The organism is Erythrobacteraceae bacterium WH01K (assembly GCA_027941995.1).
In the GTDB taxonomy this organism is placed as follows: domain Bacteria; phylum Pseudomonadota; class Alphaproteobacteria; order Sphingomonadales; family Sphingomonadaceae; genus CAJXSN01.
Genome location: CP115966.1, coordinates 1,086,992 through 1,105,230 on the forward strand (window position 1 = coordinate 1,086,992; position 18,239 = coordinate 1,105,230).

Annotated in this window: 21 protein-coding genes; 12 read left to right on the forward strand and 9 right to left on the reverse strand. The window is 64.7% G+C overall.

From position 1 onward, the window contains the following. Nucleotides 1–7: 7 nt before the first annotated feature. The 5 genes from PF049_05360 to PF049_05380 all read right to left on the reverse strand — a co-directional run bounded on the left by PF049_05360 (nt 8) and on the right by PF049_05380 (nt 5,258). On the reverse strand, nt 8–1,294 hold the full coding sequence (locus tag PF049_05360) for a pilus assembly protein CpaE (GenBank protein WBY17575.1): 1,287 nt from the start codon (nt 1,292–1,294) through the stop codon (nt 8–10). A gap of 2 nt (nt 1,295–1,296) precedes the next feature. Further along, nucleotides 1,297–1,944: a CpaD family pilus assembly lipoprotein gene (locus PF049_05365; GenBank protein ID WBY17576.1), complete on the reverse strand. Its 648-nt coding sequence runs from the start codon at nt 1,942–1,944 to the stop codon at nt 1,297–1,299. 14 nt (nt 1,945–1,958) lie between these two features. Then, nucleotides 1,959–3,542: a type II and III secretion system protein family protein gene (locus tag PF049_05370; GenBank protein ID WBY17577.1), complete on the reverse strand. Its 1,584-nt coding sequence runs from the start codon at nt 3,540–3,542 to the stop codon at nt 1,959–1,961. Between the two features lie 64 nt (nt 3,543–3,606). Next, nucleotides 3,607–4,638: a Flp pilus assembly protein CpaB gene (gene cpaB / locus PF049_05375; GenBank protein ID WBY17578.1), complete on the reverse strand. Its 1,032-nt coding sequence runs from the start codon at nt 4,636–4,638 to the stop codon at nt 3,607–3,609. A gap of 134 nt (nt 4,639–4,772) precedes the next feature. Further along, a complete protein-coding gene (locus tag PF049_05380; GenBank protein WBY17579.1) occupies nt 4,773–5,258 on the reverse strand; it encodes a prepilin peptidase in 486 nt (161 codons plus the stop codon). Between the two features lie 5 nt (nt 5,259–5,263). On the opposite strand from PF049_05380, the gene PF049_05385 reads away from it, so the two are divergent. From PF049_05385 to PF049_05395, 3 genes are all read left to right on the forward strand, one after another. Beyond that, on the forward strand, nt 5,264–6,325 hold the full coding sequence (locus PF049_05385) for an alpha/beta hydrolase (GenBank protein WBY17580.1): 1,062 nt from the start codon (nt 5,264–5,266) through the stop codon (nt 6,323–6,325). A gap of 17 nt (nt 6,326–6,342) precedes the next feature. Continuing rightward, nucleotides 6,343–7,476, forward strand: a complete 1,134-nt coding sequence (locus tag PF049_05390; protein WBY17581.1) for an FAD-dependent oxidoreductase — start codon at nt 6,343–6,345, stop codon at nt 7,474–7,476. Between the two features lie 64 nt (nt 7,477–7,540). Further along, a complete protein-coding gene (locus PF049_05395; protein WBY17582.1) occupies nt 7,541–7,717 on the forward strand; it encodes a DUF1508 domain-containing protein in 177 nt (58 codons plus the stop codon). An 18-nt stretch (nt 7,718–7,735) separates the two neighbouring features. Here PF049_05395 and rnhA read toward each other — a convergent pair whose 3' ends face one another. From rnhA to ispH, 3 genes are read right to left on the reverse strand one after another with little or no spacing between them, the layout of a single operon-like run. Next, nucleotides 7,736–8,179: a ribonuclease HI gene (rnhA, locus tag PF049_05400; protein WBY17583.1), complete on the reverse strand. Its 444-nt coding sequence runs from the start codon at nt 8,177–8,179 to the stop codon at nt 7,736–7,738. A gap of 29 nt (nt 8,180–8,208) precedes the next feature. Further along, on the reverse strand, nt 8,209–9,177 hold the full coding sequence (thrB, locus tag PF049_05405; GenBank protein ID WBY17584.1) for a homoserine kinase: 969 nt from the start codon (nt 9,175–9,177) through the stop codon (nt 8,209–8,211). A 10-nt stretch (nt 9,178–9,187) separates the two neighbouring features. Then, nucleotides 9,188–10,192 carry a 4-hydroxy-3-methylbut-2-enyl diphosphate reductase gene (gene ispH / locus PF049_05410; protein WBY17585.1) on the reverse strand — a complete coding sequence of 335 codons (1,005 nt, stop codon included), beginning with the start codon at nt 10,190–10,192 and terminating at the stop codon, nt 9,188–9,190. A gap of 86 nt (nt 10,193–10,278) precedes the next feature. Between ispH and PF049_05415 the strand changes: the two genes are divergently transcribed. The 9 genes from PF049_05415 to tatC all read left to right on the forward strand — a co-directional run bounded on the left by PF049_05415 (nt 10,279) and on the right by tatC (nt 17,775). Continuing rightward, the gene (locus PF049_05415) at nt 10,279–10,929 is read left to right on the forward strand and encodes a hypothetical protein (protein ID WBY17586.1); all 651 of its coding nucleotides are present in this window, start codon (nt 10,279–10,281) and stop codon (nt 10,927–10,929) included. 91 nt (nt 10,930–11,020) lie between these two features. Beyond that, nucleotides 11,021–12,781, forward strand: a complete 1,761-nt coding sequence (gene argS, locus PF049_05420; GenBank protein ID WBY17587.1) for an arginine--tRNA ligase — start codon at nt 11,021–11,023, stop codon at nt 12,779–12,781. A 2-nt stretch (nt 12,782–12,783) separates the two neighbouring features. Continuing rightward, a complete protein-coding gene (locus PF049_05425) occupies nt 12,784–13,635 on the forward strand; it encodes an SPOR domain-containing protein (GenBank protein WBY17588.1) in 852 nt (283 codons plus the stop codon). Between the two features lie 124 nt (nt 13,636–13,759). Then, nucleotides 13,760–14,794: a beta-N-acetylhexosaminidase gene (gene nagZ, locus PF049_05430; GenBank protein WBY17589.1), complete on the forward strand. Its 1,035-nt coding sequence runs from the start codon at nt 13,760–13,762 to the stop codon at nt 14,792–14,794. Next, a complete protein-coding gene (locus PF049_05435; protein ID WBY17590.1) occupies nt 14,791–15,603 on the forward strand; it encodes a ScpA family protein in 813 nt (270 codons plus the stop codon). Before nagZ ends, PF049_05435 begins: the two co-directional genes overlap by 4 nt. Beyond that, entirely contained in the window at nt 15,600–16,217 is a 618-nt protein-coding gene (gene scpB, locus PF049_05440) for an SMC-Scp complex subunit ScpB (protein WBY17591.1), read from the forward strand. The genes PF049_05435 and scpB overlap by 4 nt, the downstream gene beginning before the upstream one ends. A 59-nt stretch (nt 16,218–16,276) precedes the next feature. Further along, nucleotides 16,277–16,534, forward strand: a complete 258-nt coding sequence (gene tatA / locus PF049_05445) for a twin-arginine translocase TatA/TatE family subunit (GenBank protein WBY17592.1) — start codon at nt 16,277–16,279, stop codon at nt 16,532–16,534. A gap of 29 nt (nt 16,535–16,563) precedes the next feature. Beyond that, nucleotides 16,564–16,971, forward strand: coding sequence for a Sec-independent protein translocase protein TatB (tatB, locus tag PF049_05450; GenBank protein ID WBY17593.1), 408 nt, complete (start codon nt 16,564–16,566; stop codon nt 16,969–16,971). A 3-nt stretch (nt 16,972–16,974) separates the two neighbouring features. Continuing rightward, complete coding sequence (tatC, locus tag PF049_05455; GenBank protein WBY17594.1) at nt 16,975–17,775, forward strand: twin-arginine translocase subunit TatC; 801 nt, start codon at nt 16,975–16,977, stop codon at nt 17,773–17,775. A gap of 178 nt (nt 17,776–17,953) precedes the next feature. Here the strand turns inward: tatC and PF049_05460 are convergent, their stop codons facing one another. Next, nucleotides 17,954–18,184: a hypothetical protein gene (locus PF049_05460; protein ID WBY17595.1), complete on the reverse strand. Its 231-nt coding sequence runs from the start codon at nt 18,182–18,184 to the stop codon at nt 17,954–17,956. Nucleotides 18,185–18,239: the final 55 nt, after the last annotated feature.

Here is an 18,239-nt window from a genome sequence, read left to right on the forward strand (position 1 = left end):
GATCCGGTCATTCCGCCGCTACGCTTTCCTTCGGTTGCTTGCTCTTCTTCTTGAGCAGGGACTTGATGTCGAAGCTTCCGAGCAGCGATTTCTTGGCTGCGGCATCGTCCTCGCCTTCTTCGGCGCTGGCCCCCACGACGCGGTCGGCCAGCTGCTTGATCGCGCTGGTCGCCTTGCTGGCCGGATTGGCATCGACGAACACCTGGCCCAGCTTGGCAGCGTTCGCCGCCGCTTTCGCGTCATAGGGCACGGTGATGTCGATCTTGCGCTCGATTGAGGCTTCAAAGTCGGTCTTGCTGATCTCGGCAATGCCGGACTGGACCTTGTTGGCGACGATCAGCGGCTGCGCGTGCGGCGCATTGGTCTTCAGCCACGAAAGGATGCGGATCGTGTCGCGGGCCGAAGCCAGCGTCATGTCGGCCCCCAGCACGACGACGTTCACGTCGGCGAGCAGGTTGGGGAAGTTGATCAGCATGTTTCGCGGCATGTCGATGACCGTCATCTCGAATGCCTGGCGGAACTCTTCCTCCAGCTGGAGGAAAGCCGTGCCGTCGGTCATCAGCGGCGAGTTGATCGGTGCCTCTGCCGACAGGATGGCCAGGTTGTCGTTCGCGCGGATCATGGCGCGTTCGATGAACAAGCCATCGATACGGCTGGGATTGTCGATGGCGTCGGTCAGGCCACGGCCCGGTTCGAGGTCGAGCGAAAGTGCGCCGGTCCCGAAATGGACATCGAGGTCCAGCAGGGCGGTCGGCATCTTCATGTCGTCGCTGAAATGCCAGGCGAGCGAAGTCGCCAGCGTGGACGAACCGACACCGCCACGCGTTCCGACCACGGCGGTCGAGATATGGCGCCTGACGGTATCCGCGTCGTTGGCCTTGGGTTGCGCAAAAACGGCCTGCGCCTGTGTCAGGGCATCACGAAGCTGTCCGGCCGAAAGCGGTTTCAGCAGGTAGTCGTGAATGCCGCTGGCCAGCAGGTCGCGGTAAAGTCGAACGTCGTTGACCTGACCCACCGCGATGACCACCGTCCCCGGTTCGCAGACCTCTGCCAGCGCGTTGATATCGTTCAGCGGATCGCCGCTTTCCGACAGGTCGACCATCAGGATGTTCGGGCTGGCCGAGACGCTGAGGGACTGGACCGCATTGCGCAGGCCACCCTTGTTGCACTTCTCCGGCTGCCAGCCCATCTCGATCACGACGGGGCGCAGGATGTCGAGCGCGGTATCGTCGCAGATATAGGCGGCGAAGGGATCACGATTGCCGGGCATGCCGGCGCTCCATGGAGCATTCATGGTTATTCTCCTCCCGTCGAAAGGCCGCTGCCCTGAAGCCCACCCGCACCCGTCAGGGCACGCTCGGAATAATCCTGGATTGCCTTGTTCGAAGTACGGATGACAGTTTCGCCGTTACCGCGCTGACCCTCGATGAGGTCCTCCGGATTGGCGACCATGGCGGCCAGATTGCTGTTTGCAGCGCAACCATAGCCTGGCGACAGTCCGTTGGTGTAATTCATGTCGGTGGTGACCGACCAATCGGGACATCCCGGAACGCTCGCGGTGGAGCGGGTGATGACGACGCGGGCATTGCCCGGTCCGACATCCCCGGTGGTTACGGGAGCGCCGTCGCTGATCAGCATCCCGTGACGCCCCGCCAGTGCAGCGACCGCGGCACGTGTGGCGGGGTTGCGCATCGGATCGTCGATCGAGACGCGGTCGCCATAGCCAAGGTCCATCGTTTCGAACCAGCCGGACAAGCGCTGCTGTTCGACAGCATTCAGGCCGGATGCGCCGCTGCGGACGTCGAAGACGTAATTGGTGCGTTCGACGACCGGCTGCTTCGTGCTGTAAAGGCTCCGGTTTTCCGGCATCCCGCCACAGGCGGAGAGGGCCAGGCCGAGGGTAAGTGACACGGCGCCTGCGAAAATTCGTTTGGATTTCGTCATCGGTGGATCCTCTCTCACTTGAGGCTGAAGCCGGGAGTGGCCACGGCGGGCTTCTCGCTGCGCTTTGTTTTGGAACCGGTCTTCGCAACCTGTTCCGGAGCGCTGTTGCCCGGCGCGGGCAAAACCGTCTCCGGAGAGATGCGCGAAATGCCGGGAGTGCTGCCAGCAGACCGGTCGACCGCAGTCGGGCCAGGACGTACCGCGCCGCTGACGCCGTCATTGTTGCGGTATTCGATCATCTGCTGGAACTCGTTGGCCGCGCGGTATCCGTCGGTCGGCAGCCTGATCTCGTTCGGGTTGACCGGTTCGACCAGGTAAGGCGTGACCACGATGACCAGCTCCGTTTCACCGCGGCGGAAGCTGCGGCTGCGGAAAAGGTTGCCAAGGATCGGAATGTCCCCGGCGCCCGGTGCCTTGTCGAGCGTGTTCTGCGCGTTGTTGCTCATCAGGCCAGCGATCATGAAGCTTTGCCCCGATCCCAGCTCGATCGTCGTTTCCGCGCGCCGGATGGTCAGGGCAGGTATCTGGAAGCCGTTGAGCGTGACCGCACCTTGCGAGGAAAGTTCGGACACTTCCGGACGAACCCGCATGGAGATGCGGCCGTTGGCCAGCACGGTGGGCGTGTAGGCGAGGCTTACGCCGAACTTGCGATATTCGACGGAAGTCGCGCCGAGTCCCTGGCTGATCGGGATGGGAAATTCGCCGCCCGCCAGGAAATTGGCCGTCTCGCCGGACAGTGCCGTCAGGTTCGGCTGCGAAAGCGTGGTCACCAGGCCATTGCGCTCGGCAAGGTCGAGCGTGCCGGCAAGGTCGAGGCCGAGCAGGCGGCCGAGCCCGGCAATCGTCGCGCCCTGGCCCGTGCCATCGATGACCGTGACACCTTCCGAACCGCCATTGACGCCGGTACCCGCCGGGGCACCGGGGTTGTACTGCGGGAATGCGCCGCGCCCGGTGGTGACACCGAACTGGAAGCCGTCCGTGCTGTCTGCGGAAATCAGGTTTGCCCCGATGTCACGGACCAGGGACCGGCTCACTTCGGCAAACCGAACTTGCAGGTTGACCTGCAGCGGAGTGGCCATGCGAAGCCGGCTGATGACATTGGTGCCCTGTCCGACAAACGCCGATACCAGCCGTTCGGCTTCCGCGGCATCTTCCGGCGCAGCGACCGTGCCCGTGAGCAGCACGGTGTTGTTGCCGAGTGTCGAACTGGCAATCTGGGCATCCGGCATGGCCAGATCCAGCATCTGCGAAATACTACCGATATTGGAACCGACCGCCACGTTGGCGGACCAGATTATATCGCCGGCGGCATTGCTGGCATATACCGTGGTCTCACCGCCAGCTTTCCCGAAAAGGTATAGCTGGTTGCGCGATTTGATCTGTACATCGGCGATGGAGTCATTGGCGATGAAGACATCGGCCATGTTGCCGGGAACGGTGATCAACTCGCCGCGCCCGATGGACAGGGCGATGTCTTGCGACGGACGGGTTACGCCCTGTGCCTGCGCCTCGGTCGGGGCAATGGTCGTCAGGGGCGCTATTGCGAGCCCTGCGAGGAGCAGTGAAGCGATTGCCTTACGTGGTTCTGGCCGTTTCATGATCGTGCCTTTTCGTGTCTGGCGAGCAGGAGGAGATGCGGGGAGGGTAAAGCGGGACGTCATGTCACTTGCTCACTTCGACTTCGGTGGTGGCCTTGCCGCGAGTGACCCGGACGACAGGTCCCTCCGGCTTTGAAGGGGCGGAGGCGACCGCCCCGTTCCCGGCAGACGGACTTTCTACAGTGACCACAGTCTGCGGTGCGGATTCCGTTTTGCGGCGCGGCATGGTGGACCGCTGGAAACGCGATACGTCGCCGCCGGTCTGGTAAGTGGTGGCGCCTTCGCTCGGACGGCCCATTGCTTCGCGCAGCAGCTTTTCTTCTTCTTCGGGGCTGATGTTCTCCGGAATGGTCACGTCGCCCGACGCAATAGCGCGTTCCAGTTCCGCCTGGTTATCGGCGATCGAACGAAGCGAAAGGCTGAGCGTGCCGATGGTTTGCGCAACGGCGACCTTTTCCGCGATCTTCGGCGTTACCTCCAGGGTAACCGTGCGGAAGGCACGGACGACTGTGCGGCCCGCTTCGTTCGTTTCCTGCGTAGTCGACTGGTCGGTTGCCAGCACGCGCAGGTTGCGCAGGATGGTTTCCGTGGCGCGCAGGGCACCGCCATCATCGCCGCCCTCGACAGCCTGGGTCAGCATCAGGTCGACGCGGTCGCCCGGGAAGACGAAGCCGCCAACGCCGGTCTTGGCCGACACGGGAACCGTGATGGCCCGCATGCCCGGGCCGAGCGCTGCGGCAAGGAAGCCGCGGTCGCCGGGTGCCACGAGCGAACCCTGCGTGACAGGCTCGCCTGCAGTGACAGGGTGACGAACGACCGTGCCGAGCAGCTTGGAGATGTCGGATTCGCCCTCGATGAAATAGGCTTGCTGAACGAGCTCTTCGGGCCATTGCTGGAAACCGATGGCGTCCGCCGTGATGATGGTGCCGGTCGGCAGGGCGCGCTGGGCCACCAGGACCTTGGGGCCCTGGGGTACGGGCGCGGCAGCCTCGACCTGCGGTGCAGCCGCATCCGCAAACAGGCTGCGTGCGGCCAGAGCCGTGCCGACGGCGATGATCAAAGCTGCAAGCAGCAGTACAAGCTTCTTCCGGTCCATGGCTGTCAAAGCCCCCTATGTCGCACCCGGAAGATGTCCGGGTTTGCTATGGTTGTCGTCGATACGCAGCGATTGGTTAAAATCGGGTTCACCTCGATTGCTGCGTGCCGATAAATCGGTGAAATTCCCCGCGGTCACAGACCGATGGATGCGCCCGCCTGCGGCAGGTGATGGGTACCCAGGACCCACAGTCCGCCAATGGCGATGGCCACGCCGTAGGGTATGGCCAGCCTGTCCTTCTGGCGGCGGATGATGTGCCAACCGCCCAGCACGATGCACAGGATGCCTCCGGACACCGCCATGACGAACAGCAATTGCAGGAACAGCATGGGCTGGATCCACAGCGCCAGCGCCGTCAGCAGCTTTACGTCGCCGCCACCCATCAGGCCGAAGGCGAACATCGTGGCAAGGATTGCGAAGGCGAGGAAGGCAATGCCGACCTGCATGGCAACGTCCGGCCACAGGCTCGCGCCACTGGCCCACCAGAACAGCGGCGCGCCAAGGGCGATGCCGAGGTTGAGCCAGTTGTCGATCTGGCGCCGCCTTATGTCGGTCAGCGCCGCAGTCACCAGCGCGATTGCAAGCGCCACCAGCAGTCCGTATTGGATGTAGTCGTGCATTCGAAATGCCCCCGAATTCCCAGTCGGAAACGGGTGCTACAGATCATCGCTTACCAAAAAGTAACCAACGGAGGAGGCAAGGCATTATCCATTCAGGCGACACCGCGACCGCACCGTTCGACAGGCGCGCAATCCCCGCAGCGGCGAGCGAAAGCCGGTGGGAAGCGAGCGATGGCCACCCCATTCGCCGGATAGACTGGCCGGGCGGTGAGGCCGGGTCGGACGGCGCGGCGCGCGGATCGATCCTGTTCCTGCCCGGGCGCGGGGACCACTACGAGAAATACTTGGAAACGCTGGACGAATGGCACTGCGGCGGCTGGCGGGTCACGGCTGCCGACTGGCGCGGGCAGGGCGAATCCGGACGCCTGGGCACAGACGACGTGACCGGCCATATTTCCGACTTCGCCATCTGGACCCGCGACCTTGCCGATCTGTGGTCGCGCTGGACAGCGGAGACGCCCGGCCCGCACGTGCTGGCGGGTCACTCCATGGGTGGTCACCTGGTCCTGCGTTCGGTTGCAGAGGGCCGGACCAGGCCCCACGCGCTGGTCCTGGTCGCGCCGATGCTGGGCTTCAGCGACAGTTTCATCCCGATCGGCATCACCCATGCCGCGGCGAAACTGATGAACCGGGTCGGCGACCCGATGCGACCGGCATGGAAGTGGAGCGAAAAACCGGGCGAGCCTGCCGCCGCGCGCCACGCCCTGCTGACCCATGACGCGGAACGCTACGCCGACGAACTGTGGTGGCGCGAGAACCGCCCTGGCCTCAGGATGGGTCCCGGTAGCTGGGGCTGGGTCGAACGCGCCATTGCCTCCATGCGCTGGCTGGGGCGCTCCGACACGCTGGAGAAGATCGACGTGCCCACCCTGATCGTCGCGACGAGCAACGACAAGCTGGTGTCGTGGAACGCGGTCGGTCACGCCGTGCGCCACTTGCCCAAGGGCGAGCTGGCAGCCTTCGGTGACGAAGCGCATCACGAGATACTGCGCGAAGTCGATGCCGTCCGGGACCGCGCGATGACCGCCATTGCGCGCTTCCTGGACCGGGTCGCCCCTCCGTCCTGAGCGGATTGGCGCGCGCAATGGCTGCTTACGATATCGCTGTGATCGGCGCCGGGATTGCAGGTGCCAGCCTGGCCGCCGAACTGGCCGCGCAAACCGGATCGGGCGAGGGGATCGTCCTGCTCGAGGCGGAAGACCAGCCGGGCTATCACACGACGGGCCGATCGGCCGCGTTCTGGTCGGAGACCTATGGAGGCCCCGGCATCGTGCCGCTGTCGCTCGCATCCGGCGACAGCCTGTGCGACATGGGATTCCTTCACCGCCGGGGCGCGCTGCACATGGTGCGCGGCGATGCCATGGGTACACTCGATAGCTTCATGGCGACCTATGCCGATACCGGGGCGAAGCTGGAGAAGGTGGGGCGGCAGGTGATGGAAGCGCACGTCCCGGGGCTGCGTCCGGAATGGCAGGGTGCCGTTTACGAACCGGAATGCTCCGATATCGATGTTGCCGGGCTCCACCAGCATTATCTGGGGCAGGCGGCCCGGGCGGGCGCCTCGCTGTCCTGCCGGGCGCGTGTCGTCTCCTGTCGGCGAACCGCAGGCGCGTGGCAGATCACTTGCGCCGACGGACGGAGCTTCGAAGCCGCGCTGCTGGTCAACGCTGCCGGAGCCTGGGCGGACGAGATCGCCCGCCTGGCAGGGGCCGCGCCGCTCGGCATTACGCCCTATCGCCGGACGGTTGTGCAGCTCGCGCTGGGCAGAGTGCCTCCACCGGACCTCCCGCTGGTCCTCGACATCGGCGGGACGTTCTATTTCAAGCCGGAAAACGGGCGGCTCTGGCTCAGCCCGCATGACGAAGTAGCGGACCGTCCCGGCGATGTTGCGGCAGACGAGATGGCCGTAGCCGAGGCGATCGACCGGTTCGAAAACGTCGTCGACTGGCCGGTAGACCGGGTGGAACGGCGTTGGGCGGGCTTGCGCAGTTTCGCGCCAGACCGGTTGCCCGTCTATGGATACGACCCCGACTGCGAAGGCTTTTTCTGGTGTGCGGGCCAGGGCGGCTTCGGCATCCAGACCGCGCCGGCCGCCGCGCGCATGGCGGCGCGGCTCGTCACCGGCGCTGCACCCGAGGAGGGCGATTTCGGAATAGACCCGGCGGCCTATCTACCGGGCCGTTTTCGCGAGGTACCAAGAGATGTTCCCGGCGGGTAGATTCCGCATCCTGCAATGCTAAGGGTGTGAACCCCATCAAATGATACTCACGGAAGGACGACGAATGGCCCACCATTTCGAGATCTACAAGGACAAGGCCGGCGAGTTTCGCGCGCGTTTCAGCTATAACAGCGAAGTGATGTTCTCGACGCAGGGCTATTCGTCGAAGGACAGCGCGAAGAAGGCGATTGCCTCGATCCAGAAGAACGGTCCGGGGGCCGAGACGGTCGACAATTCCTGATAAAGCGGTGTTCGGGCGCTAGCCGCCCCGTGCGATCTGGTCGGCTGCCTCGGACGCGAGGGAGTCGACCCTTTCGTTTTCTGGATGGCCCGCATGGCCTTTCACCCAGTTCCATTCGATCTGGTGGCGGTCCGATACCTCGATCAGTTCGTGCCACAGGTCGGCATTGCGAACCGGTTTCTTGCTGGCATTGACCCAGCCGCGCTTCTTCCAGCCGTGGACCCATTTGGTAATCCCGTCGAGCACGTATTTGCTGTCGGAATAGAGCGTCACGCTGCACGGTTCGATCAGCGCTTCGAGCGCGCGGATCACCGCGGTCATTTCCATGCGGTTATTGGTCGTATCCGCCTCGCCGCCGCTCAGTTCCTTCTCGTGCTGTCCCATGCGCAGCAGTGCGCCCCAGCCGCCGGGGCCGGGATTGCCCTTGCAGGCGCCATCGGTGAAGATCTCGACGTGTTTCATGGCAGACGCGTTGTGGCAGGGTCCGTTCGTCAGGCGAAGGCTTTCGGCCCCGCCTCGTCGTAGAATAGCAGCCGCTGGACGAATTCCATCGGGTCCTTGCGCGTTACCAGCGCATCGGCGGGTGTGAAGAGCCAATCATAGCTTCGTGTCGCAATGAAACGAAGGGCGGCTGCCTTGGCGAGGAAGGGCAGGGCGGCGCGTTCCTCGTCCGACAGGGGGCGCACGGTCTCGTATCCCTCGACCAGCGCGCGCCCGACATCGGGGCGAAACTGTCCCGTCCCGCGCTCGAACGACCAGGCGAGATGCGTGGTCGCAAGGTCGTAAGCCAGCGTTTCGTGACAGGCGAAATAGAAGTCGATCATCGCATTGACGCGGTCGCCTTCGACCAGGACGTTGTCGGGAAACAGGTCGGTATGCGCGATGCCCTGCGGCAGGGTATCGGGCCAATTTCCCGCCACCTTCGGCACATGATCCGCAACGAGGGCGGGCAGGGCAGGGTCGATCTCCCCCAGCCGCCCTTCGCAGGAATCGAATAGGGCCGCGACGCCTGCCGGACCAAGCGTGTTGGCGCGGCGTCCCGCGTAATCGCGCGATGCGAGATGCATCCCGGCCAGTGCCTCGCCGGCAGAACGCGCCTGTGCCGGGGTCGGGGCGTCGACCGAGAGGCCGGGCAGGAACTCGATAAGCGCGACCGTCTTGCCGCCGATCTTGCGCGATGCCGCGCCGCTGCGGTCGTGAATCGTTCGGGGGACGGGGCATCCGCGCGCCGCCAGATGGTCCAGAAGGTCGAGGAAGAAGGGCAGGTCGGCAAGATCGATATGCCTTTCATACATGGTCAGGATGAAGCGTGAGCCGGCTTCGCCGCCGGTCGTCTCGATCAGCCAGTTGCTGTTGGATACGCCCTCGGCAATCCCTTTCGCCGAGACGAGTTCGCCGACATCGTACTGGCCGATCAGGTCCGACAAGTCTTCGGCGGAAAGATGCGTGTAGACCGCCATGCCCGCAGGATTACTCGGTCAGCTGGCGAGGCAGCTTGAAGACCATCTTTTCCTCTGCCGCGACCAGAGTGTGCTCTTCCACGGTGCGCCATTCGGCCAGCTTGTCGACAACTTCGCGTACGAGCTTTTCAGGGGCGGAAGCCCCGGCAGTTAGCCCCAGCGTTCCGACGCCTTCCAGCCAGGCAGGGTTGATATCGTCCGCCCGCTGGATCAGTTTCGCATCGGTCCCGCAACGCTCCGCCACTTCGACGAGGCGCACCGAATTGGAGCTGTTGGGCGCGCCGATGACCAGCACGAGGTCGCTGCCTGGTGCGATTTCCTTCACCGAGGCCTGCCGGTTGGAGGTGGCGTAGCAAATGTCTTCCGCCTTGGGTCCGACGATATGCGGGAAACGGTCTTTCAGCGCGGCGATGATATCGGCCGTGTCGTCCACCGAAAGCGTCGTCTGGGTCAGGAAGGAAAGCGGCGTTTCGTCCGCGAAATCCAGTTTCGCGACGTCTTCCACCGTTTCGACCAGCGTCATCTGGTCGGGGTCGACCTGGCCCATCGTGCCGATGACCTCCGGATGGCCCTCATGGCCGACGAAGACGATGTACTGCCCTTTTTCGATCTGGCGCTCCGCCTGGCGGTGAACCTTGCTGACCAGGGGGCAGGTCGCATCGACATAAACCATGTTGCGCCGTTCCGCCTCTGCCGGGACCGATTTCGGCACGCCGTGCGCGCTGAACACAACCGGTGCATCGGTGGGCACTTCGTCCAGTTCCTCGACGAAAATGGCGCCCTTCGCCTTCAGCCCGTCGACGACATAGCGGTTGTGAACGATTTCGTGCCGGACATAGACCGGCTTGCCGTATTTCTCGAGCGCGCGTTCCACGATCTCGATCGCGCGGTCGACGCCGGCGCAAAAACCGCGCGGGGCCGCGATCAGCAGGACGAGGCCGGGCTTCTCCTGCGTTCCGGCGCCATTCGCCGCGGAAAGGGAATCGCTGTTGTGGATCGGCAAGGGGGCATTCATGCCACCGCCTCTAGCGCTTTGTCCGCGCCCTCGCTAGGGCCGCAGCATTCGAATTTGCCCGTCCAGAGCGAAGGACCCGATCCGCCATGCTTTCACGTCGCCAGCTTTCCTTGGCCACTCTCGCCGTTTTCGCCCTTGCCGGGTGCAGCCGTGAAGGCGAACTCGTCCTCAGCGAAGGCGTCGGCATCACCGCCGTGCGCTCTGCCTGTCCGGCGGTCGGCATTCCCGATTATACCGGCGACATCACGACGTTCCGCGACGCATCTTCGCAGCTGGCAAGCAATCTCGACATCACCGCCGCCATGACCGACGTCGAGAGCACCTGCGCGGAAGATGCAGGCCGTATCTACACCGCCGCCAGCTTCAACGTGGTTGCCCGCCGCAGCGACGTTCGCGGCGCGCGCACTGTTGAACTACCCTATTTCTCGACCGTCCTGCGTGGCGGTTCGTCTGTCGTGAGCAAGCGCGTGGGCACGGTCACCCTGACCTTCGCCGACGGGCAGGAACGCGCGATGGCGACCGGTCAGGCCGCCGCCTATGTAGACCGGGCCGCCGCAACGCTTCCCGAAGACGTGCGCGAGCGCATCACCCGCAAGCGCAAGCCCGGAGACCCCGACGCAGCGATCGACCCGCTATCCGATCCCGAGGTGCGTCAGGCCCTGAACCGCGCGACCTTCGAATTGCTGGTCGGCTTCCAGCTGAGCGAATCGCAGCTGGCCTACAACGCCACGCGCTGAGGCCAGCAGCCGGCATGGCTGCATGCGAGGCGTGAAGGTCGCTGCCGGGAACATCTTTGCGACCGGCCGGCGATAGGCTAGGCGCGCGCTCATGTCTGATACGCTTGCACAAACGACCACGATTCACGCCGCCTTTGCAGCGAAGGTGGATGCCGTCCTCAATGCGCTGGAAATGGAAGGCGCGCTGCCGCCCGAAACGCCGCGCGGCAATGTCACGGTAGAACCGCCGCGCGATCCCTCGCATGGCGACCTGGCGACCAATGCCGCGATGGTGCTGGCAAAGCAGGCGAAGACCAATCCGCGCGCGCTGGCGGAAAAAATCGTCGAGCATCTGGGGCGCGACGCGGATATCGTCGAGGCGAGCATCGCCGGGCCCGGCTTCATCAACCTGCGGCTGGACGAGAATGCGTGGCGGGGCGAATTGTCCGCGATGGCCGGGCTTGGTGCCGATTACGGGCGTTCTGCTCGAGGGCAGGGCCAGTCGGTCAATGTCGAATACGTCTCTGCCAACCCGACGGGCCCAATGCATATGGGCCATGCGCGAGGCGCGGTGGTCGGCGACGCGCTGGCGACGCTGCTCGCCTTCGCCGGGCACGAGGTCACGCGAGAATATTACGTCAACGATGCCGGCAGTCAGGTCGATACGCTCGCTCGGTCGGCGCATATCCGTTATCGCGAGGCGCTGGGCGAGGATGTCGGCGAAATCCCCGAAGGCTATTACCCGGGCGACTATCTGAAATCCGTCGGCGCAGCGGCGGCAGAAGAATTCGGCGACCGCTACCGCGACGCGCCCGAAGGCGACTGGCTCGAAATCTTCAAGGCGTTCGCGGTCGAGCGGATGATGGATGTCATCCGGTCGGACCTCGCGTTGCTGGGTATCGAGCATGACGTCTTCGCATCCGAAGCCGCCTTGCAGGCAGCAGGCAAGCCGGACGAGGCGGAAGCGTGGCTGCGCCAGCACGATCTCGTCTATGACGGCATCCTGGAGCCGCCCAAGGGCAAGGAGCCGCCCGAGGGGTGGGAGCCTGTCGAACTGCCGCTGTTCCGCTCCACCAGGTTCGGAGACGACCAGGACCGCCCGATCCGCAAGGCGGACGGCAAGTGGACCTATTTCGGTGCCGATCTCGCCTACCACATGCAGAAGGCGGAGAAGAGCGACGCCCTGATCGATATCTGGGGCGCGGACCATGCGGGCACGGTCAAGCGTATCAAGGCCGCCGTCGCCGCGCTGTCCCAAGGCCAGGACCGGACGATCCCGTTCGACGTGAAGCTGGTGCAGATGGTCCACCTGATGCGCGATGGCGAACCGCTGAAGATGTCGAAGCGGTCGGGCAATTTCGTCACCATCGCCGACATGGTGGAAGAGGTCGGCAAGGACGTGGTGCGCTTCACCATGCTCAGCCGCAAGGCCGATGCCCAGATGGAGTTCGATTTCGCCAAGGTGGTGGAGGCGAGCAAGGACAACCCCGTCTTCTATGTCCAGTACGCCCATGCCCGCATCAGCTCGACCCTGCGCAAGGCTGCGGCCGACGGGGTAACGCCTTCGGGCGATGCTCTCGACCGGCTGGGCGAGCCGGAATGGACGCTGGTGCGACAGGCTGCGCAGTTCCCCCGCATTGTGGAGGCAGCGGCCGCGGCGCGCGAACCGCACCGGGTGGCTTTCTTCCTCTATGACCTCGCCGCGGCCTTCCATGCCTATTGGCATGGCGGCAACGAAGACCCGGCAAAGCGCGTCATCGTGGCACAGGACGAACAGCTGACCGCGGCGAGGCTTTTCCTCGTCGATGCGATCGGGCAGGTAACCCGCAATGGCCTCTCCCTGCTGGGGGTGGAGGCAGTCGAGGAGATGTGACGATGTTCGGGGGCGACAAGGACTCTGGCGAAGAAGAATACACCACCGCCAACGAGGCGATGCGTGACGACAATGCCGACTGGACCGGTGCCGACGATGAAACCGACGGCCTGGCCGAAAAGGGCGTCATCGAAGACGACGCGGACGATGATCGCCTGAACCTGGACGGCGACGACGAAGCTCTGCCGTGGCTGGAATCGAGCGATTATGCCGAGGAAGAGGGCGTCGATACCGGGCGCCTCGTGGGTTTTGTCCTGCTGGGCCTCCTGGCGCTCGGCCTGCTGGTCGGCGGCATCTGGTTCCTGACCAACCGCGGGCCCGATTCGGAACTCGTTGCCGATGGCAGCACGATCGAGGCACCGGAAGGCGATTACAAGCGCCGGCCGGACGATGCGGGCGGCCGTGAATTCCCCGGCACGGGCGATGTCGCTCCGGCAGTCGGCGAAGGTCAGACCCGCGAGGGACGCCTGGCAGAAGGCAGCACCAGCGGCGAAGGCGAGGGAGCAGCGCGCCCGAGCGTGAATGCACCCATCGCAGGCGATACCGGTTCCAGTGCCAATGCCTCTGGCGGCAACGACAATAGCGGTTCGGCGGGCACTGCCTCGTCCGGTTCGGCATCGGGCCCCGGTGTTCAGGTCGGCGCCTATTCGACGCGGTCGGCGGCGGAGGCGGGCTGGCAGCAGCTTGGCCGCCAGACCGATGCCCTGTCGGGCGTGCGCTATCGCATCGTAGAAGGCACGGCCGATATCGGCACGGTCTTCCGCCTGCAGGCGACGCCGGGCGACATGGCAGCGGCCAACCGCCTTTGCACGGCGCTGAAAGCGGACGGGGTGGCCTGCCAGGTCAAGCCATAAGGCGGTTCATGGTCATACGGACAGATGCTGATGAAACCGCGGTGGCCGCCATGCTGAAGCCTATCCACACGGGAAAGCCCGCGCACCCTTGCGGTGAGCGGGCTTTCTTGCGATTTTCGACGCGATGAAAACCCCTGCGATCTTCGGCCTCTCCGGCCCCGAACTGCTCCCCGGCGAACGCGACTTTTTCCGCGATGCCGATCCTGCGGGTTACATCCTGTTCGGGCGCAATTGCGTCGACCGGCAACAGCTTCGACGGCTGACAGACGACCTGCGCTCCATTCACGGGCGCGACCACCTGGTGATTTCCATCGACCAGGAAGGCGGGCGCGTTGCGCGGATGAAGCCGCCGGAATGGACGCGCTATCCGGCGGGGGAGGTTTTCGCGGCGCTCTACGACATCGCGCCCGCCTCCGCGATCGAGGCGGTCCGCGTCAATGCACAGGCGATGGCGCTCGAACTCGCGGAAGCCGGTATCACGGTCGACTACCATGCCCCGCTCGACGTTCGCCGCCCGGAAACGGACAATGTCATCGGGGACCGCGCCCTGGGCAGTGATCCGGTCCAGGTCGCAGCGCTGGGCCGCGCCATGCTGGAAGGGATGCAGCGGGGCGGCGTCGTGGGCTGCCTGAAGCATATGCCCGGGCATGGCCGCGCGACCTGCGACAGCCACAAGGAAATGCCCGTGGTAGACGCTTCTGCAGCAGAACTGGAAACGGATATCGCGCCGTTCCGTGCGCTGTCCGATGCGCCGCTGGGGATGAGCGCACATATCGTCTTCACCGCTTGGGATGCCGATAACCCGGCAACGCAGTCGCCCACGGTCCTCGCGGACATCATCCGCGGCGAGATCGGTTTTGGCGGCCTGCTGCTGACAGACGACATCGACATGCAGGCGCTCACCGGATCGATTGCCGAACGCTCGCGCATCGCGCTGGAGGCCGGCTGCGACATATCGCTCAATTGCTGGGCCAAGATGGACGACATGGTCGCCATCGCCGAGACCTGTCCGCCCCTTTCCGGCAAAAGCCTCGCCCGGCTCGAAGCGGTGCACGATGCCATGGCACAGCCGGCGGAAGACGCGGATCGCGCAGCCCTGCTTGCGAAGCGCGAGGCGTTGCTCGCGGCGGCGGGGATCGAAAGCGGAATGGCTGCTTGACGGAAGAGGCGCTCATCCTCGGCAAGCCCGATACGGGAAGCAGCGGCAATGAATGGCGGGGCATCGCCGCGCCGGGGACGACCGACGAGGGGGCGCTCTATCTTGCGCTGGATGGCTGGGAGGGCCCGCTCGACCTGCTGCTGGACCTTGCGCGGCGGCAAAAGGTGGATTTGCGGCAGATTTCCATCCTCTCGCTGGTCGACCAGTATCTCGAATATATCGACCAAGCAGAGGCGCTGAAGCTGGAACTGGCGGCGGATTACCTCGTGATGGCGGCGTGGCTCGCTTATCTCAAATCCGCGATGCTCCTGCCCAAGGAAGAGCAGGAAGATCCCAGTCCGGAAGAACTCGCCCTGCGGCTGCAATTACGGCTCCAGCGGCTGGGCGCGATGCGGGAAGCCGCAGCCCGGCTGATGGCGCGCGACCGGCTGGGCCGCGACGTCTTCACGCGTCCCGCCCCCGAAGGGCTGCGGATCGATCGAAAGACGGCCTGGAAATGCGACTGGTTCGATGTCGTGCAGGCCTATGGCCGGGTGAAGGCGCGAACGGCGCCCGCCGTCCACATGGTGCGCGAGCGCCCGGTCATGACGCTCGACAGCGCGCTCGACAGGGTCCAGGCCATGCTCGGGGTGACGCTGGACTGGATGGCGCTGGAAGAGTTCCTGCCGCCCCATGCCGAACCGCGTCTCCGCAAGTCTGCCATGGCGTCCAGCTTCGTCGCTGCGCTGGAACTTGCCCGGCTGGGCAAGGCCGAACTGGCACAGGACGAGATCTTCGGCACGCTCCGGCTGAGGCGAGCGAAGGCGTGAGCGGCCCCGGCGAACTCGAGCGGGCGGTGGAGGCCACGCTGTTCGCCGCCGAGGAACCGATGACGGCGGACGCCCTGGCGACACATCTTGGCGATGCGCCGCCGGCAGATGTGCGCGAAGCGCTGCAGCGGCTTGCGAAGCATTACGATGCGCGCGGCATCCGGCTGGTCGAGCGGGGGAAACGCTGGCATTTCCAGACCGCACCCGACCTCGCCCATATCCTGCGGCGGGAGAAGGAGCAGGTTCGCCGGTTGAGCCGGGCGGGGACGGAAGTGCTCGCCATCGTCGCCTATCACGAGCCTGTCAGCCGGGCCGAGATCGAGGCCATTCGCGGCGTCCAGACGGCCAAGGGTACGCTGGATGTCCTGATGGAAGCGGGCTGGGTCCGGGTTGCCGGGCGGCGCGAAGTGCCCGGCAGGCCGGTCATCTACGCGACGACGCCCGACTTCCTTGCGCATTTCGGCCTGGCGAGCCGCCGGGACCTGCCTGGGATCGACGAATTGCGCGCATCCGGCCTGCTCGATCCGGTCGACGACGCCTATGATGCACTCACCGGCGAAGATAGCGAGAACGAGGATACGCCGACAAGCGAGCAGGCCGATAGCGAAGCCTGACTGGCGCGCGCGTCCGCAAACCTCTATATCGGGGCCACATTCATATTCGGAGACGTCCCATGGGACAAATTGGCATCTGGCAGATTATCATCGTTGCAATCGTGATCCTCGTCCTGTTCGGGCGCGGCCGCATTTCCGAAATGATGGGCGATTTCGGCAAGGGCGTCAGCAGCTTCAAGAAGGGGCTGAACGACGACGACGGGAAAACGGGCACGGAACCGTCCGCCCGAATCGAGGCACCGCGTCACGAAGCCAAGCCCGCCGGTGAAACCGCCGCCGATCCCAAGCCTGCCGAGCCGGTCGACAAGAACGCCTGAGCCCGGGCGGGGCGGAGGGCCTCTTTTCCATGTTCGATATCGGCGCGCCCGAATTGCTGGTCATCGCGATCGTGGCGATCTTTGCCATCGGTCCGAAGGAGCTGCCGCACGCCATGCGTACCGCCGGGCGCTGGATCGGGAAGTTCCGCAGGATTTCAGGCAGTTTCCGCACTGGTATCGATGCCATGGTCCGCGAGGCGGAAATGGAGGACATGGATCGCAAATGGCGCGAACAGAACGCCCGTATCATGGCGCAATATCCCGATGAGGAAATGACGGGCGTGAACGAGGAACCCGGCACTTTGTCCGCTGCCGAGGCGCGCGAGGCGCAGGCGTCCGCGTCCGGCAAGAAGGCCGCGTCGTCGCTTCCTGAAACTTCGAGCGATGCCGAGGCAGCCGACAGGGCGGGCCGCGTGACGGACAAGGCGGGCGAATAGGCCGTGGCGCTCAGCGATATCGACGAAACGCAGGCTCCGCTGCTCGATCACCTTATCGAACTCAGGACGCGGCTTGTGCGCGCTGTCGCAGCGCTCGCCGTCGCCTTCGCGGTGTGCTTCTACTTTGCGGACCAGATCCTCGCGTTCCTTGCCAAGCCGCTGACCGATGCGTTTCCGGCGGGTGAGGGGAAACTGATCTACACGAAGCTTTACGAGGTTTTCTTCGTCGAACTCCGTGTTTCGCTGTTCGCCGCGTTCTGCGTCAGCTTCCCGATCATCGCCAATCAGCTGTGGGCGTTCATCGCACCGGGCCTTTATGCGAAGGAGAAGCGCGCTTTCCTGCCGTTCCTTTTCGCGACCCCGATCCTGTTCGGGGCAGGCGCGTCGCTCGCCTATTTCGTCGTCATGCCGACGGCTTTCCGGTGGTTCCTGGGGTTCGAGGGGACAGCCGGCGGGCTCGATATCGAGGCCTTGCCGGCAGCGGGCGATTACCTCAGCCTCGTCATGCAGTTCATCCTCGCCTTCGGGATCAGTTTCTTGTTGCCGGTGTTGCTGCTGCTGCTGAACCGGGCCGGCATCGTCAGCCGTCAGCAGCTTGCCGGAGTGCGCCGGTATGTGATTGTCGGGGTGGTCGCGGTGGCCGCCATCGTTACGCCGCCCGATCCGGGGTCGCAGCTGATCCTGGCCCTGCCGCTCTATATCCTGTTCGAAGGGTCGCTTCTGCTGATGCGGATCGGCGAGAAGCGGCGCGCCAAAGAAGACGCGGCGCAAGACACGCGGGCGGACAAGCCACAGGTCGAATGATCCCGTTGGCCGGCGGCTGAGGTCTCGTAAGGTCGCCGCGCCAAACCTTGGAACTCCGGCAGCGATGGCCGCGGTGAGTGCGCAGGTCGCTACGAGTGACGAATCCGGTTTCGATCAGGCACAAAAAAAGCGGAGCCCGGAGGCCCCGCTTCTCTTGAACTTGAAAGTTCGTTTGAGCTTAGGCGCTCAGAACTTCATCATCGTCGTCGTCGTCGACTGCGATGAGGATGCCGCCGATCACGGCTGCTGCAGCCAGAACGGCGAGAATGATGCCACCGCCGGCACTTTCACCGCCGAATTCGCTTTCGCCAGCGACCGGAGCAGCACGCTCGATCGAAACTTCTGCGGCGACCGGAGCGGCAGCAAGGGATACGGCAGCAGCTGCTGCGGCGAGGGTACGAAGCTTCATAACGTTGGTCTCCTGAACCAAAAAAAATCGATTAATTCCGCCACATTCCTAAGGT

What these genes read in the sequence shown, in the direction of transcription:
- PF049_05360 (WBY17575.1), bottom strand. Translation starts at nt 1,294, where the DNA reads ATGAATGCTCCATGGAGCGCCGGCATGCCCGGCAATCGTGATCCCTTC.
- PF049_05365 (WBY17576.1), bottom strand. Translation starts at nt 1,944, where the DNA reads ATGACGAAATCCAAACGAATTTTCGCAGGCGCCGTGTCACTTACCCTC.
- PF049_05370 (WBY17577.1), bottom strand. Translation starts at nt 3,542, where the DNA reads ATGAAACGGCCAGAACCACGTAAGGCAATCGCTTCACTGCTCCTCGCA.
- cpaB (WBY17578.1), bottom strand. Translation starts at nt 4,638, where the DNA reads ATGGACCGGAAGAAGCTTGTACTGCTGCTTGCAGCTTTGATCATCGCC.
- PF049_05380 (WBY17579.1), bottom strand. Translation starts at nt 5,258, where the DNA reads ATGCACGACTACATCCAATACGGACTGCTGGTGGCGCTTGCAATCGCG.
- PF049_05385 (WBY17580.1), top strand. Translation starts at nt 5,264, where the DNA reads ATGCCCCCGAATTCCCAGTCGGAAACGGGTGCTACAGATCATCGCTTA.
- PF049_05390 (WBY17581.1), top strand. Translation starts at nt 6,343, where the DNA reads ATGGCTGCTTACGATATCGCTGTGATCGGCGCCGGGATTGCAGGTGCC.
- PF049_05395 (WBY17582.1), top strand. Translation starts at nt 7,541, where the DNA reads ATGGCCCACCATTTCGAGATCTACAAGGACAAGGCCGGCGAGTTTCGC.
- rnhA (WBY17583.1), bottom strand. Translation starts at nt 8,179, where the DNA reads ATGAAACACGTCGAGATCTTCACCGATGGCGCCTGCAAGGGCAATCCC.
- thrB (WBY17584.1), bottom strand. Translation starts at nt 9,177, where the DNA reads ATGGCGGTCTACACGCATCTTTCCGCCGAAGACTTGTCGGACCTGATC.
- ispH (WBY17585.1), bottom strand. Translation starts at nt 10,192, where the DNA reads ATGAATGCCCCCTTGCCGATCCACAACAGCGATTCCCTTTCCGCGGCG.
- PF049_05415 (WBY17586.1), top strand. Translation starts at nt 10,279, where the DNA reads ATGCTTTCACGTCGCCAGCTTTCCTTGGCCACTCTCGCCGTTTTCGCC.
- argS (WBY17587.1), top strand. Translation starts at nt 11,021, where the DNA reads ATGTCTGATACGCTTGCACAAACGACCACGATTCACGCCGCCTTTGCA.
- PF049_05425 (WBY17588.1), top strand. Translation starts at nt 12,784, where the DNA reads ATGTTCGGGGGCGACAAGGACTCTGGCGAAGAAGAATACACCACCGCC.
- nagZ (WBY17589.1), top strand. Translation starts at nt 13,760, where the DNA reads ATGAAAACCCCTGCGATCTTCGGCCTCTCCGGCCCCGAACTGCTCCCC.
- tatA (WBY17592.1), top strand. Translation starts at nt 16,277, where the DNA reads ATGGGACAAATTGGCATCTGGCAGATTATCATCGTTGCAATCGTGATC.
- tatB (WBY17593.1), top strand. Translation starts at nt 16,564, where the DNA reads ATGTTCGATATCGGCGCGCCCGAATTGCTGGTCATCGCGATCGTGGCG.
- PF049_05460 (WBY17595.1), bottom strand. Translation starts at nt 18,184, where the DNA reads ATGAAGCTTCGTACCCTCGCCGCAGCAGCTGCTGCCGTATCCCTTGCT.